We start from the raw sequence: 14,370 nt of genomic DNA on the forward strand, positions 1-14,370 counted from the left end.
CCTACGTCCGCTTGTTGAATGTGGCCCGCGACCAGAAGTAGCCGAGAACGGTGAACCCGACGCACCAGGCCAGTGCGGCGGCGGTGTAGCCGCCCGACGGGTGTCCGGTGAGAAACCCGCGCAGGGATTCGATGATCGGCGTGAAGGGCTGGTACTGGGCGAACTGCCGCACGCCCTGGCCCATCTTGTCGGCGGGTACGACCGCGCTGCTCAGGAACGGCAGCATGATCAGCGGCACCACCGCCATACCGGCGGATTCCGGGGTCTTGGCCGCCATGCCCAGCGCGACGGTCAGCCAGGAGGCCGCGAACGAGGTGGCCAGCATGACGCCGATGGCGCCCAGCCACTCCCCCGCGGAGGCCGGCGAGCGGAACCCGAGGGCGAAGGCCACGCCGATGACCGCCGCGATGGCGACCACATTGGTGACGATGGTGGCGGCCACATGGCCGGTCAGCACAGCGCCCCGGGAGACGCTCATGACCTTGAAGCGGTTGATGACGCCCTTGGCCATATCCGAACTGACCGACACCGCGGTGCCCGAGAGCCCGTAGCTGATGGCCAGCAGGATCATGCCGGGAGTCGCGTAGTTGATGTAGTGCTGGCCGACATCGAAGGCGCTGCCGAAGACGTAGACGAAGATCAGCATCATCACGACCGGCATCAGGGCCGCATTGAAGATGGTGACCGGATTGCGGGCGATGTGCTTGGCGTTGCGGCGCAGCATGACGATCGAGTCGGACAGCGCGCCGGAGAGGGTGGCGGGGGCGACGGTGGTGGGGGTGATGGTGCTCATTGTGCTTCGGCCTCCGTGGTGGCGTGCCCGGTCAGGGCAAGAAAGACGTCGTCGAGATCAGGGGTGTGGATGGAGACGTCGTCGGCCTCCAGGGAGTGGTCGGCGAGCCGATCCAGCAGGGCGCGAAGGGCTTTCGAGCCGGTGCTGCCCGGGACCCGCAGGGCCAGGGCGTCCTCGTCGCGGGTCGCGGCCGGCAGGATGGCGGCGGCCGCGTCCAGGTCGGCGAGCTCGGCGAAGTGCAGGCGGACGTGAGTGCCGGGCACCCGGCGCTTGAGTTCGTCGGCGGTGCCCTCGGCGACGATGCGGCCCTGATCGAGCACCGCGATGTGGTCGGCCAGCTGGTCGGCTTCCTCGAGGTACTGGGTGGTCAGGAAGATGGTGACGCCGTCGGCGGTCAACTCCCGCACGATGTCCCACATGGTGCGGCGGCTACGCGGATCCAGACCGGTGGTGGGTTCGTCCAAGAACACGATGTTCGGCTTGGTCACCAGCGTCATGGCCAGGTCCAGCTTGCGGCGCATGCCGCCGGAGTAGGTGGAGGCCTGCTTGCCGGCCGAGCCGGTCAGCTCGAAGCGGTCGAGCAGCCCGGCCACGACCCGCTTGGCGTCGGCGCTCTTCAGCCGATGCAGATCGGCCATCAGGCGCAGGTTCTCCTCGCCGGTGAGCAGATCGTCGACCGCCGCGAACTGGCCGGTGACGCCGATCGAGGCGCGCACCGAGCGGGCCTGGGTGGCCAGGTCGTATCCGGCGACCGAGGCGGTGCCGCCGTCGGCCTGGGCCAGGGTGGTCAGCACGTTGACGGTGGTGGTCTTGCCCGCGCCGTTCGGGCCGAGCAGGGCGAAGATGGATCCGGCCGCGATATTCAGGTCGATCCCGTCGAGGACTTTCTTGTCCCCGTAGGACTTCCGCAACCCGGAGGCGGCGATTGCTGTGTTGTTCATGTCGGTTACTTTGGCCAGCCGCCCTGATACGGACCTGACACCGGCCTGACATGCCCCCTGATACCGCAAACGGCGGCACGACCCGAGGGTCGTACCGCCGCTGAGCTGCGCGTATCGAGTTAGTAGTCGATGCGGTCGGTCTTGGCCAGCCACGCCTCGAAGGGGGCGTTGGCGTTCGGCAGCTCGAGGCGCTCGATGGTGGTCGGCCAGTCCTCGCCCGCGGGCTTGGTCTCGAACAGCTCGTAGAACTTGCGGTCGTCGAAACCGGCGACGGCGGCATCGTGCCGGTCGGCGGCGAAGATGATCCGGTCTACTCGCGCCCACAGGGCCGAGGACAGGCACATCGGGCACGGCTCGCAGGAGGTGACGAGCACGCAGCCCTGCAGGGAGAAGGTGCCCAGTTCCTTACAGGCGGCGCGCATCGCGCTGACCTCGCCGTGCGCGGTGGGGTCGAGGGTGGCGGTGACCTGGTTGTGGCCCACCGCGACAATCTCGCTGCCCTTGGCGATCAGGGCACCGAACGGGCCGCCGCCCTTGTGAACACTCGTGGTGGCCAGCTTGATCGCCTCGTCGAGCCAGGCGCGCTCGAGCTCCTGCAGCGTCACTTCGGTCGCGGTCATGGTCACTCCTCTATGGATAGGGCAGGGACTCCGGGGAAGAAGTCCACGGCACTGATCCCTTACGTTGCTGCAACTGTGTGATTAGGAGTACACAGCGCGGGCGGGCCTATCAGCTAGGGCGGAATCCATGAAATGGGTCCTTACCTAGGACCCCTCTTTCGTATAGAAGGACGAAACGGGTGCTTTTGCCCTGGTCAGGGGGTTGCAATTTTGGTACGCATCGATAATTTCCGGGATTTCCATGCGGCTCGACCCTGAAAATACCGTCTTGTAAATCATTCACGTTGGGGCACAACGACTTTCGCAACATTTGAGTTCGTGTGACTCTACGAAATACCGGCTGTGACCCGGGCCACTGTTCGTGGCTTCCATCCCTGGCCGTTCCGGCTCGACCGCCTGTGTACTTCACTACGAAGTTTGCAATTTTGAGGCAATTACCTTGCCGGACAAGGATTTTACGTGGCTGTTCAGCGCAAGCACACGATGTATCACTCGAGCGTCATCGACGCTGATCCGGCCACTGTCTGGGTGGTCGTGCGGGACGCCCTGAAGCTGGTGACGATCGTCTCCGGCCCTTCGGCCAAGGACGTGCACTGGGTCGGTGACGCCGGGCCGGAGCGGGTACCGGCGCTCTACAACTTCACGCTGGTGTTCAGCGATGGGCTGGTGCAGCAGGAGATCGCCGGGCGTGACGAGCTCAAGCGGCTGCAGACCTACCGCTCGATCGAACCGACCATGGGCGTGGACCTGTATGTCGCGACGATCCGCGTCCGGTCCATCACCAATGACCCCAATCGCAGCTTCTTCGACTGGACGCGCGAGCTGACGATCGCCGAGGACGCGGAGACCGAGGTCGTCGAAACCATCATCGACATGATGGCCAAGCAGGTCGACGCGGTGCGCGACTACTTCGCACAGCAGTAGCGCCGACCTCGCACTATAAGGAGAACCCCTTGTCAGAGTCATCGACCGGACGACATATCGAGATCGTCTGGCCCGAAATCGGCATCACCGTGACCGCGGAACTCGACGGTCGCAACGAAGAACTTGCCGACGCATTATGGGAGGCGCTCCCCTACCGCAGCCTGCAAGGCCACGCCCTGGTGGCGGGCGAGCATCTCTACCACGTCGCGCCGATCCCCTCGCTGCTGCACGTGCCCGCGGAGACGAAGATCGCCGACCGACGGGACGCGCCGGATGGGACCGTATTCCTTTCCGCGCTACAGCATTTGGGCATCAAGTACGGCACGCTGACCGAGCCGATGCCCGCCGCGCCGGTGGGTCGGATTCGGGAGCAGGACATCGCGAACCTGCTGGAAGCCGGTCGGGCGGTGTGGGATTCGGTGTATTCCACCAAGCAGCCGATCCTGGTCGAGGTCCGCAAGGCGGGCAGCGAGAGCGGCCATCGCATTCCGCATCTGACCGCCGCCGACGCGGACGCCAACCGGCTCATCCACGATGTGCACGCCGAGACCGAGCGGATCTGGCTGACCGAGCCGGTCGAGCTGGCCGAGCTGCACCGGGGCGTGATTCCTTCGGGGGCAGGCAGTTTCGAGACGGTGCTGCCGACGTTGTTGTTCGTCAATGGCGAGACCCGGCCGCTGGGGTACGCCTCCTACGGCGGTTTGGTCCGGGCCGCCGTGCAGGACATGCCGATGGATTCGCTGCGGCACATGACCCGCTTGCTGGTCGGTGTGCCCGCCGAGTTCCTGGGCTACTGCGGTCTGGAGCCGTTGTGGGCCTTCACCCAGCGGTTCCTGGCCTGCCTCGACCAGCTCGACCGCGATGATTTCCTGGCCGTGGTGAGCCAGATGGCGCTGTATGTGAACACGCTCGGCGCGTGGAACCTGCACCTGTACCCGTGGGACAGCGGTGACCACCTGCGGCAGTTCCGCCCGGCGGAAGTGGGTTCGCAGTCGTGAGCCCGGTGGAGCGCACCGAAGTCCTGGTCATCGGCGGTGGCGTCATCGGCACGTCGATCGCGGCTCACCTCGCCGAGGCCGGGGTCGGCACCGTCCTGCTCGAGCGCGGCGACCTCGGCTCGGGAGCGTCGGGGAACACCGCGGGCGTCATCCGCACCTACTTCCCCGGGAGCCCCCTGACCAGCAGTCTCGCCGTGCGCAGTCTTGCCGACTATCACCAGCTCGCCGAGCGCACGGGCACCGATCTGCTGCTGCAGCGGGTCGGGTTCCTGGTGCTGTTCACCGAGCAGCAGCAGGTGGAGGACTTCCAGCGCGAGCTGGACGCCCAGCATGTCGCCGGCGTCGAGGTCGAACTGATCACCGCGGCCGAGGCGGCGTTGCGCAACCCACTGCTGGATGAACGCACCATCGTGGCGGCCGCCTGGTCGCCCGACGCGTACGCCTGCGATCCGGCCGCGATCGTGAAGGCCTATGCCACGGCAGCCGAGCGGGCCGGGGCCGTGCTGCGCACGCACACTCCGGTCACCGCCATCGATCCGGACGGGCGGGTGCATACGCCCACCGGCAGCATCCTGGCCGACACCATCGTCTGCGCGGCCGGTCCGTGGGCAGACACGGTGGCCGCCATGGCCGGGGTCGAGTTGCCGGTCACGACCTATCCGGTGGATCTGCTGCTGACCGACGCGCCCGTGACCGCGCCGCACGCCCTGCCGATGACCCTGCATCCGTCGAGCCTGCGTATCCGCTCCTGGGGCGATCTCATTCTCGTCGGCATGGGCCGCCCGGGTCCCGATGAGTCCCAGCAGGATTGGCGGCAGCGGGTTTCCGCGCAGCTCGGTGCCACCTATCCGGCGTTCGCGGGGCAGCGCGTCGACCACGGGTGGAGCGGGGATCTCGATGTGAGCCCGGACGGCATGGCCGTCATCGGCCGCGATCCCGCCCGCCCCTTCCTCTACGCGGCGGGGTTCTCCGGTCAGGGGCTGTGCCAGGCACCTGCCGCCGGGGCACTCGTCCGCGATCTCGTACTCGGCAAAGAAGGAAATTACGATGATCGTCTTGGCGTGCAACGGTTTCAGCCGAGTATCGAAGTTCTTCGCTGAGAATTTCGGTGCGGTAGGTATCGACAAGCACTACCTCATGGGCCACGACGCGGCCGCCACCCTGCTGATCGACGGTGAGATCGTCGCGGCCGTGGAAGAGGAAAGGTTCAACCGGGACAAGAAGACAACCGACTTCCCGATCAACTCGGTGCGGTGGTGCCTGGATCAGGCCGGTATCGACTTCGCCGACGTGGATCTCATTGCCATTCCTTGGAATTGGTCCGGAGATGCGCTGACCGGGGTCGAGATTCTGGCCGAAATCGTCAGTCCCGACGCGGTTCTCGCCGACTTCGCCGCGCGCACCGGCCTCGCGCCCGATCCGGCCAAGGTGGTGTTCGTCCCACATCACGTCGCGCACGCCATGACCGGGTACTACCTGGCGGGCATGAAAGACAGCGCCTTCCTCGTCAGTGACGGTCGCGCGGAGCGGTTTTCGACGGTGCTCGGCGAGATCCGTGACGGCCGGGTGCGGATCTTCGACGAATCCACCATCGGCGCGGAGTACTCGATCGGCCTGCTGTTCGCGGCGATCACCCGCTTCCTCGGGTTCGTGCCCAACAATGACGAATACAAGGTGATGGGGCTGTCCGGCTACGCCCGGCCGCCGGTGCCGAATCCGTTCGTGGAAGATCTGATCCGGCTGCACGAGGACGGCCGCTACAGCTTCCGGGTGCCGCTGGCGGCCGAGAATCCGCGCAACCTGGATCCGCTGTTCGAACAGTACTTCGGGCCGTTCGAGGACACTCTCGAGTATCAGGCGAGGGTGGCGGCGGCAGCGCAGGAGATGCTGGGTGTCGTCACCAATCATCAACTGCGGGCGCTGGAATCGAAGTCGGACCTCGGGTGTCTGCTGTTCGAGGGTGGCGTCGCGTTGAACTGCCTCAACAACACTCCGCTGTTCGAGGGGTCGCGGTTCGAGGAGATGGAGGTGAGTTTCGGCGCCAGCGACACCGGCATCACCATCGGCGCCGCCGCGTATGCCTGGCTGAACCACCCCGGCATCGCACACCCGCAACAGCCATTGCCCGTAACCCCTTACCTCGGACCGGAATACGATGATGCGGCGATCGAACAGGCTCTGCGGGACTTCGATGATCGGGTCGGCTGGACTCGCCTCGGCGAAGACGAGATCGTCGACCAGGTCGCGAAACTGCTCACCGAGAAGGTGGTCATCGGCTGGTTCGAGGGCCGGCTCGAGCACGGACCGCGGGCACTCGGCCACCGCAGCATCCTCGCCAACCCGAGCTTCCCGGATATCAAGGACGTCATCAATACCCGGGTCAAGCATCGTGAACCGTTCCGCCCGTTCGCGCCGCTCGTCCTCGAATCCGAGGCGCCGAAGGTCTTCGAGATGGGTCGCAAAACCCGTTCTCCGTACATGACTTTCGTGTTCCCGGTACGTCCGGAGTTCCGCGATGTCATCCCGGGCGCGACCCACGTGGACGGCACCTCTCGGGTGCAGACCATCACGGATGGCGGTACTCCGCGGCTGGCAGCGTTGTTGCGCCGCTTCACCGCATTGACCGATGTGCCCTGCCTGATCAACACGTCGTTCAATGTGGCGGGTGAACCGATCGTCTGTGCCCCGGCGGACGCGCTGAACTGTTTCCTCGGCACCGAGATCGACTATCTGGTGCTCGGCAATTACCTCGTCACGAAAGCCGCAGTGTCCGCATGACATTCGCACCGGGCGAACCCACCACGCTGATACTGCTGCGGCACGGTGAGACGGCCCTGACACCGGAGGGCCGATTCTCCGGCAGCGGCGGCAGCGATCCGGCCCTGTCGGAGACCGGGCGACGGCAGGCCGACGCCGTCGCCGCCCGGCTGGCGGAGTTCGGCCCGGTGCACGCGGTGGTGTCCTCGCCGCTGCGCCGGTGCCGGGAAACTGCCGCGGCGACGGCCGGGAAGCTGGGCTTGGACGTCCGGCTCGCCAACGGCTTGCGGGAGGCGGATTTCGGTGTGTGGGAAGGACTTACCTTCGCCGAAGTACGCGAGCGCTACCCGGACGAGATGACGGCGTGGCTGGCGTCACCGGCGGCGGTACCCGGAGGGACGGGCGAATCCCTGGAGTCGGTGACCACCCGCGTCGAGTGGTCGCGGGACAAGATCCTGGCCCAATTCCCGGGCCAGACGGTGCTGGTGGTTTCGCATGTCGCGCCGCTGCGGACACTCATCCGGCTCGCGCTGGGCGCGCCGCCCGAATCGCTGTTCCGGATGGAGATGGCCGCGGCCTCCCTGTCGGAGGTGGCGTACTTCGACGACGGGACCACATCGGTATGCACGTTGAATGACACCGCGCATCTGCGCTGACCCGCCGATGCGAAAGGCCCCGGTTCTCCTGGAGAACCGGGGCCTCAGCGTTTGTCCTACGCGCTGTCCGCGATCGAATGGACCGGGGCCACACTGTTTTTCGCGTGCCGTTCCGCCTCGAAGGTCATGATCAGATCCGCCGCCACGCTCACCGCGATGATGGCGGGCTCCTTGCCGGTGATCTCGGTCAGACCGATCGGGGTCTTGATGCGGGCGATGGTGGCGGCGTCGAAACCGCCCTCGGTGGCCAGCTTCTTCTGGAACCGCGACCATTTGGCGGCCGAGCCGATCAGGCCGACGGAGCCGAGTTCCGGTGTGCGCAAAGCGGTGTCGCAGAGCGCGGCGTCCTCGGCGTGATCGTGGGTCATGATCAGCACGTGGGTGCCGGGCGGCAGCTCCCCGAGGATCTCCTCGGGCAGCATCAGCGGGCGATGCACGTGCACCTGCGCGACGGAGTCGTCGAGAACCGTAAGGCGTTCCTCGGCAAGCTGTTCCGGGCGCGTATCGATCAGGTGCAGGTCCAGATCCTGGCGGGCCAGGATGCGGGCCAGTTCGTAGCCCACGTGCCCGACCCCGAACAGGGCGACGGCGGGCACCACCGGCAGCGGCTCCAGCAGAATGCTGACGGCGCCGCCGCAGCACTGCACGCCGTGCCGGTTGGTGACCTTGTCGTTGAGGGCGAAGTCCATGATCTCCGTTTCCGGATCGGACGCCGCGATCAGCTCGCGCGCCCGGTCGATGGCGACGGCCTCGATATTGCCGCCGCCGATCGAACCCCAGGACTCCGTCTGTCCGACAACCAGTTTCGCGCCGGCCTTACGGGGCGCGTGACCGCGCACGGTCGCGACGGTCACCAGCACGCCGGGTTCCCGGCGGGCTCGTAACCGTTCGACCGCGGCCACCCAGGTCATGTCAGACTCCGCTCAGCGCGGTCGTACCGACGGCGACACCGTTGCCGTTGCTGCCATTGCCATTGGCGTGACCATTGCTGCCATTGCCGTTGTGGCCGTTGCCGTTCGCGGCATGCCCGTTGACGGCGTGCCCGTTGGTGAGCGCCTTGGCGGCCACGTCACCCCGGCGCGCGCCCTGGATGGCCCAGAACATCGCCTCCGGTGTCGCGGGCGACGCCAGATCGACGCTGGTGCCCTCCGGCCCGAACGCGGCGGCGGCCTGCCGCAGCGCCTCACGGACCGCGAACGCCAGCATGAGCGGCGGCTCGCCGACGGCCTTGGAGCCGTAGACCGCGCCCTCTTCGGTGGCGTCCTCGAGCAGCGTCACGTGGAACTCCTCGGGCATCTCCGAGAAGGACGGCAGCTTGTAGGTGCTCGCGGCCTGGGTCAGGAAGCGACCGCGGTTGGGGCCGTCGCTGGTGTCCCAGCGCAGGTCCTCCAGGGTCAGCCAGCCCGCGCCCTGCACGAACCCGCCCTCGACCTGACCGATGTCGATCAGCGGCGAAAGGCTGTCGCCCACATCGTGCACGATGTCGACGCGGCGGATCTTGTAGCCACCGGTGAACCCGTCGACCTCGACCTCGGTCGCGGCCGCGCCGTAGGCGAAGTACTTGAACGGCGAGCCCTGGAAGATCTTGGCGTCCCAGTGCAGGCCCTCGGTGCGGTAGAAGCCCGAGGCCGACAGCTGCACCCGCTGGAAGTACGCGGTGTGCACCAGCGCATCCCAGTCGAGGGTCTTGTCGCTGCCGAGCAGCGTCGCGACACCGTCGATGATGCGGATGTCGGAGGCGTTGCCGCCCATCTGGGTCGCGGCGACCTGAACCAGTCGCCCGCGCAGCTGCTCACACGCGTTCTTGATCGCGCCACCGTTGAGGTCCGCGCCCGAGGAGGCCGCGGTCGCGGAGGTGTTGGGCACCTTGTCGGTTCGCGTGGGAGCCAGCCGCACCTTGTGCAGCGGGATGCCCAGCGTGGTCGCGGCGACCTGCATCATCTTGGTGTGCAGGCCCTGGCCCATCTCGGTGCCGCCGTGGTTGATCAGGACGGAACCGTCCTTGTAGATCAGCACCAGCGACCCGCCCTGGTTGAAGGCGGTGAGGTTGAACGAGATACCGAACTTGATGTTGGTGATCGCCAAGGCGCGCTTGGTGTTCGGGTGCGCGGCGTTGAACGCGGCGATGTCGCGCTGACGCTCGGCCCAGTTGGCGTTGTCCTGGGTCTCGTGCCAGATCTTGCCGATGCGATCGGTCTGCCCGACCGGCTGGCCGTAGGGCGTGGTCTGGTTGGGCGCGTAGAAGTTCCGCTCCCGCAGCTCCGCCGGATCCAGGCCCAGCAGGGGCGCGCAACGGCCCATGATGTCCTCGATCACGATCATGCCCTGCGGGCCGCCGAAACCGCGGAAAGCGGTGTTGGAGACCGTATTGCACTTCGCGATCCGACCCGCGACATGCGCGTTCGGGATCCAGTAGGTGTTGTCGATGTGGCACAGCGCGCGAGCGAGCACCGGCTCCGACAGGTCCAGGCTCCAGCCGCCGTCGGCGGTCAGCGTCGCGTCCAGGGCCTGAATACGACCCTCGGCGTCGAAGCCGATCTTCCACGAGGAGTGGAAGCCGTGCCGCTTGCCCGACATGGTCAGGTCCTGGGTCCGGTTGAGCCGCAGGCGAACCGGGCGACCGGTGAGCTTGGCGCCCAGCGCCGCGATGGCCGCGAAACCGTGCGGCTGCATCTCCTTGCCGCCGAAGCCGCCGCCCATGCGCAGGCACTGCACGGTGACCTCGTGGCTGTGCAGCCCGAGCACGTGCGCGACGATCTCCTGTGTCTCCGACGGGTGCTGCGTGCTGGACTGGATGAAGATCTGCCCGGCCTCGTCGACCTGCGCCAGGGCGCAATGGGTTTCGAGGTAGAAGTGCTCCTGGCCCTTGAACTCGAACTCGCCCTCGAACACATGCACCGAGTTGGCGAAACCCTCGTCGATATCGCCACGGATCATGGTCGGACGCGCGCCGTGGAAGCTCTCGGCGGCGATGGCCTCGCGCACCGTGATCAGCGACGGCAGTTCCTCGAGCTCCACCACGACGGCGGCCGCACCCAGGCGGGCCGCCTCCAGGGTGTCGCCCAGCACCCACGCGACCGCGTGGCCGTTGAACATGACCTCTTCGGGGAACAGCGGCTCATCGTGCTTCATGCCCGCGTCATTGACGCCCGGCACATCCGCGATGGTGAGCACCCGCACCACACCGGGCACCGCGCAGGCGGCGTCGGTGTTCAGCGACTTGATCGCACCGTGCGCCTTGAACACCTGCACCGGGTAGGCGTGCAGGCAGTCCTTGGTGCGGTACACCAGGTCGTCGGTGTACAGCGCGGTGCCGGTGACGTGCAGCGACGCGCTCTCGTGCGGCATCGGGACGCCGACTACCGGCTTTTCGGGACGCTCGGACAGATGGCTCATGACAGCACCGCCTCGGTGGTCTGCGCGTACAGCTTCTTCAGGCTCTGGCCGAGCATCGCGGCGCGGTACTCGGAGCTGGCCCGGTGATCGTTCATCGGGGTGCCCTCACCCTGCAGGATCGCGGCGGCGGCCTCGACCGTGTCGGTGGTCCAGGGCTTGCCGATCAGGGCGGCCTCGGTGTCGCGCGCCCGGATCGGGGTGGCGGCCACGCCGCCCAGACCGATGCGGATCCGGCTCACGATGCCGTCCTCCAGCTCGAGCGCGAAAGCGACCGCGACACTGGAGATGTCGTCGAAACGGCGCTTGGCGATCTTGTGGAACGCGGTCACCGGCGCCAGCGGCAGCGGGATGCGCACGGACTTGATCAGCTCGTCCGCACGACGCACGCTCTGCCGGTAGCCGGTGAAGTAATCGGCCAGCTCGACCGTGCGCTCACCGTCGGCGGAGGCCAGCACCACCGACGCACCCAGCGCGAGCAGCGCCGGCGGCGAGTCACCGATCGGGGAACCGGTACCGAGGTTGCCGCCGAAGGTGGCGTTGTTGCGGATCAGCCGGGACGCGAACTGCGGGAACAGCTGCGCCAGCAGCGGCACGCTGCCGTCGAGACGACGCTCGATCTCGGTCAGCGGCATGGCCGCACCGATCTCGATGTGATCGGATTCGACCGTCAGGCCGCGCAATTCGGGGAGGCGGTCGATCGCGATGGCGTAATCCGCACGGCGCGAACGAATATTGACCTCGACGCCCCAGTCGGTGGAACCGGCGACGAGCACCGCGTCCGGGCGCTCGCGCAGCAGCTGCACGGCCTCGGCCAGGGTCTCCGGGCGACGGAAGGTGCGGCCGTCCTGCGAGTACTCGGTGGCGACCGGCTCCGGCGCGTCCTGCTCGCGGCGCAGCGCGAACTTGTCGTCGGCCTCGGGCTCGCCGAGCGCGTACGCGGCATCGCGGATCGGGCGGTAACCGGTGCAGCGGCACAGGTTTCCACTCAGCGAGTGCAGGTCGAAACCATTGGGGCCGTGCTCGTGATCGTGCGACTCGGTAGTTTCGGCCTCGGCGGTCTCCGCGTGCGCGGAGGCGCAACGAGTCGGCCGGTAGTACTCCGAAGCCATCGAGCAGATGAAGCCCGGGGTGCAGTAACCACACTGCGAGCCACCGCGAACCGCCATCTCCTTCTGCACGGGGTGCAGTTCGGTGGGGGTACCGGAACCATCGAGCTCACCGAGACCCTCGGCGGTGACGATCTCCTGACCGTCGAGCGAGGCGACCGGCACCAGGCAGGCATTGATGGCGATCCAGTCGGTGGGCGACTCCACACCGGGGCGCGCCACCATGATCGAACAAGCGCCGCATTCGCCTTCGGCGCAGCCTTCCTTGCTCCCGGTGAAACCGCGGTCCCGCAGGAAATCCAGGACCGTGGTGTGCGGTGCCGCAGGGGAAATCGGGGTGACTTTCCCGTTGACCGTGATCCGCGCGTCTACCATGGCACGACCTCATTTCGGTGCGCGGTCTTCTCGATAATCCTAGTCGCCATTTCAGGAGCTTTCTATTTACGGTGGCGCAGCCCGAGTACCCGGAGCGCGAAACAGCGGGCAAATGACATGCCGCAATCGATGACACAGAGCGAGATGCCGGGGCCGCAAACGGGGCACGCCGGGAAACGGGCTGGTCAGAAGCCGTGAGCTACACGACCCGGAACCCAGGCGGTCCGGTGAGCCAGGTGGCGGAGATCGGAGATGGAGATGGACATCCGACAACGCCTCCTTCCAAGCAGCTCACGTATCGGTGTGACCGACGCTACGTGCCGCCGGACCTATAGGTCAAGCTGATGTGGGGTGGTCCGGAACAGTTTGAGGGAACCTCTGACGAGGCCTCGGGCGAGCTGTGAATGAATCGGTTTATCGCACAATAAGCGCGCTCTTGTTAATAGCTACGAAAAGCTCTCGCATAACTATCGACGCTTTTGTATGTTCCGCCAGCGCGCGCCGGCGGGCACCCTGGTCGCGGCGACGGCGCGCACGTGTCACCGGGTTCGGTTAGATTGCCGCGCATGAGTTTTCTGGGTGGGGCGTTCGGTTCGAAGCGTACGAAGCAGGAGTTCGGGGAGCAGGCGCTGGCCATGGTGCGGGCGCACGGGGTGACGGAGTCGGAGTTCGACGTCGAGGACTTCTCCATCCGCTACACCGCCGCGAGCGGGACGCGGGGTCAGATCAACCTCGAAACGGTGTTCAGGCGGACCCGGTCGGTCACGCCACGCGAAGGCAATCGGATGCTGTTCGACTTCGTCAATGTCAGTCCCGGTCTGGGCGGAATCAAGTCGCCGAGCGAATGGGAGGAGGCCGCCCCGCGCTTGCGGCCGCTCATCCGGCAGGCCGGTGAACTCAGCACCCGGATGGAGGGCATGCGGGTCGCCGACCACATCCTGTGGCGGCCACTGCTGCCGGGCCTGATGGAGACGCTGGTGGTGGATCATCCGACGTCGATGCAGCGGGTACATCCGTCCCAGCTGGAGAAGTGGGACGTGGACGCGGAGACTGTATTCGCCACTGCCCGAGCCAATCTCACCGGTCTCGCGCTCGATACCGTCGCCGGCTACAACGCCCGCGTCAACGGCGGGATGCTGCGCATCCCCGACACGGACGGCAATCTGTACGCAGGTGCGCTGCCGCTGGTCGACGGGTGGCTGGCCGGGATCGGCAAGAAAGCCGGGGCACGGCCGCTGGTGTTCATCGCGCAGAACGTCGGCGTGCTGGCCGGTGCGGAGCTTTCCGAACGACATGTGCTGCTGCTGGTGAATGCCGCTCGCGAACTGTTCGACAACGCGGTGCGAGAGGTCTCGCCGGTGCCCTACACCCTGGACGACGCGGGTCGTCTGGTGCCGTATCGGGTATCCCGGGATCACTTGGCGTGGAAGGAGATCCGCAACGCCGAGGCCACGCTGACCGCCCATGCCTACCGCGGGCAATACGAGAATCTGCGCGCCGATCTCGACGCCGGAGTGATCGAGGATTACGCCGCCAAGATCATGCACTTCCGCATGGAGGACGGCACCGAATCCACCTCGGCCCCATGGACGGACACCGTCCCCACCCTGCTGCCGCGCACCCACAACGTGACCCTCACCGACGTCGAGACCGGCGACACCTTTCCGGTGCCGTGGGACGTCCTGGCCGAAGTCCTCGACCTGAAGCCCGAAGCGGGCCTCTACCCCGACCGCTACCGCGTCGAACACCACCCGTCCCCCGAGGTCATGGACCAACTGCGTGCCATGTCCCGCTTCGAATGACA

General features: G+C 66.8%; 12 protein-coding genes. 6 read left to right on the forward strand and 6 right to left on the reverse strand.

Annotation, left to right across the window (positions count from 1 at the left end; genetic code table 11):
* Position 1: 1 nt before the first annotated feature.
* The 3 genes from ACFXHA_RS22765 to ACFXHA_RS22775 form a co-directional block, all read right to left on the reverse strand.
* The gene (locus ACFXHA_RS22765; RefSeq protein ID WP_379359852.1) at positions 2–793 is read right to left on the reverse strand and encodes an ABC transporter permease; all 792 of its coding nucleotides are present in this window, start codon (positions 791–793) and stop codon (positions 2–4) included.
* The gene (locus ACFXHA_RS22770; RefSeq protein WP_379359854.1) at positions 790–1,734 is read right to left on the reverse strand and encodes an ATP-binding cassette domain-containing protein; all 945 of its coding nucleotides are present in this window, start codon (positions 1,732–1,734) and stop codon (positions 790–792) included. Before ACFXHA_RS22770 ends, ACFXHA_RS22765 begins: the two co-directional genes overlap by 4 nt.
* A 119-nt stretch (positions 1,735–1,853) precedes the next feature.
* Entirely contained in the window at positions 1,854–2,354 is a 501-nt protein-coding gene (locus ACFXHA_RS22775; RefSeq protein WP_379359856.1) for a nucleoside deaminase, read from the reverse strand.
* A gap of 459 nt (positions 2,355–2,813) precedes the next feature.
* Here ACFXHA_RS22775 and ACFXHA_RS22780 point away from each other — a divergent pair, with 459 nt between their 5' ends.
* From ACFXHA_RS22780 to ACFXHA_RS22800, 5 genes are read left to right on the forward strand one after another with little or no spacing between them, the layout of a single operon-like run.
* On the forward strand, positions 2,814–3,278 hold the full coding sequence (locus tag ACFXHA_RS22780; protein WP_379359858.1) for an SRPBCC family protein: 465 nt from the start codon (positions 2,814–2,816) through the stop codon (positions 3,276–3,278).
* Positions 3,279–3,307: 29 nt separating this feature from the next.
* A complete protein-coding gene (locus ACFXHA_RS22785) occupies positions 3,308–4,276 on the forward strand; it encodes a hypothetical protein (RefSeq protein WP_379359860.1) in 969 nt (322 codons plus the stop codon).
* On the forward strand, positions 4,273–5,376 hold the full coding sequence (locus tag ACFXHA_RS22790; RefSeq protein WP_379359862.1) for an NAD(P)/FAD-dependent oxidoreductase: 1,104 nt from the start codon (positions 4,273–4,275) through the stop codon (positions 5,374–5,376). Before ACFXHA_RS22785 ends, ACFXHA_RS22790 begins: the two co-directional genes overlap by 4 nt.
* On the forward strand, positions 5,324–7,054 hold the full coding sequence (locus tag ACFXHA_RS22795; protein ID WP_379359864.1) for a carbamoyltransferase: 1,731 nt from the start codon (positions 5,324–5,326) through the stop codon (positions 7,052–7,054). The genes ACFXHA_RS22790 and ACFXHA_RS22795 overlap by 53 nt, the downstream gene beginning before the upstream one ends.
* Positions 7,051–7,689 (forward strand): histidine phosphatase family protein, encoded by a 639-nt coding sequence (locus tag ACFXHA_RS22800; protein WP_379359866.1) that lies wholly within the window; start codon positions 7,051–7,053, stop codon positions 7,687–7,689. The genes ACFXHA_RS22795 and ACFXHA_RS22800 overlap by 4 nt, the downstream gene beginning before the upstream one ends.
* Positions 7,690–7,745: 56 nt before the next feature.
* Here the strand turns inward: ACFXHA_RS22800 and xdhC are convergent, their stop codons facing one another.
* The 3 genes from xdhC to ACFXHA_RS22815 are packed head-to-tail and all read right to left on the reverse strand — an operon-like array spanning position 7,746 to position 12,566.
* Positions 7,746–8,600, reverse strand: coding sequence for a xanthine dehydrogenase accessory protein XdhC (gene xdhC / locus ACFXHA_RS22805; RefSeq protein WP_379359868.1), 855 nt, complete (start codon positions 8,598–8,600; stop codon positions 7,746–7,748).
* Position 8,601: 1 nt separating this feature from the next.
* A complete protein-coding gene (xdhB, locus tag ACFXHA_RS22810) occupies positions 8,602–11,085 on the reverse strand; it encodes a xanthine dehydrogenase molybdopterin binding subunit (protein ID WP_379359870.1) in 2,484 nt (827 codons plus the stop codon).
* Complete coding sequence (locus ACFXHA_RS22815; protein WP_379359872.1) at positions 11,082–12,566, reverse strand: xanthine dehydrogenase small subunit; 1,485 nt, start codon at positions 12,564–12,566, stop codon at positions 11,082–11,084. The genes xdhB and ACFXHA_RS22815 overlap by 4 nt, the downstream gene beginning before the upstream one ends.
* A gap of 566 nt (positions 12,567–13,132) precedes the next feature.
* Between ACFXHA_RS22815 and ACFXHA_RS22820 the strand changes: the two genes are divergently transcribed.
* On the forward strand, positions 13,133–14,368 hold the full coding sequence (locus ACFXHA_RS22820; RefSeq protein ID WP_379359874.1) for a hypothetical protein: 1,236 nt from the start codon (positions 13,133–13,135) through the stop codon (positions 14,366–14,368).
* Positions 14,369–14,370 lie beyond the last annotated feature (2 nt).

Source organism: Nocardia sp. NPDC059240 (assembly GCF_042753865.1).
Taxonomy (GTDB): Bacteria; Actinomycetota; Actinomycetes; order Mycobacteriales; family Mycobacteriaceae; genus Nocardia.

What these genes read in the sequence shown, in the direction of transcription:
- ACFXHA_RS22795 (WP_379359864.1), top strand. Translation starts at nt 5,324, where the DNA reads ATGATCGTCTTGGCGTGCAACGGTTTCAGCCGAGTATCGAAGTTCTTC.
- ACFXHA_RS22765 (WP_379359852.1), bottom strand. Translation starts at nt 793, where the DNA reads ATGAGCACCATCACCCCCACCACCGTCGCCCCCGCCACCCTCTCCGGC.
- ACFXHA_RS22820 (WP_379359874.1), top strand. Translation starts at nt 13,133, where the DNA reads ATGAGTTTTCTGGGTGGGGCGTTCGGTTCGAAGCGTACGAAGCAGGAG.
- ACFXHA_RS22800 (WP_379359866.1), top strand. Translation starts at nt 7,051, where the DNA reads ATGACATTCGCACCGGGCGAACCCACCACGCTGATACTGCTGCGGCAC.
- ACFXHA_RS22815 (WP_379359872.1), bottom strand. Translation starts at nt 12,566, where the DNA reads ATGGTAGACGCGCGGATCACGGTCAACGGGAAAGTCACCCCGATTTCC.
- ACFXHA_RS22770 (WP_379359854.1), bottom strand. Translation starts at nt 1,734, where the DNA reads ATGAACAACACAGCAATCGCCGCCTCCGGGTTGCGGAAGTCCTACGGG.
- xdhB (WP_379359870.1), bottom strand. Translation starts at nt 11,085, where the DNA reads ATGAGCCATCTGTCCGAGCGTCCCGAAAAGCCGGTAGTCGGCGTCCCG.
- ACFXHA_RS22775 (WP_379359856.1), bottom strand. Translation starts at nt 2,354, where the DNA reads ATGACCGCGACCGAAGTGACGCTGCAGGAGCTCGAGCGCGCCTGGCTC.
- xdhC (WP_379359868.1), bottom strand. Translation starts at nt 8,600, where the DNA reads ATGACCTGGGTGGCCGCGGTCGAACGGTTACGAGCCCGCCGGGAACCC.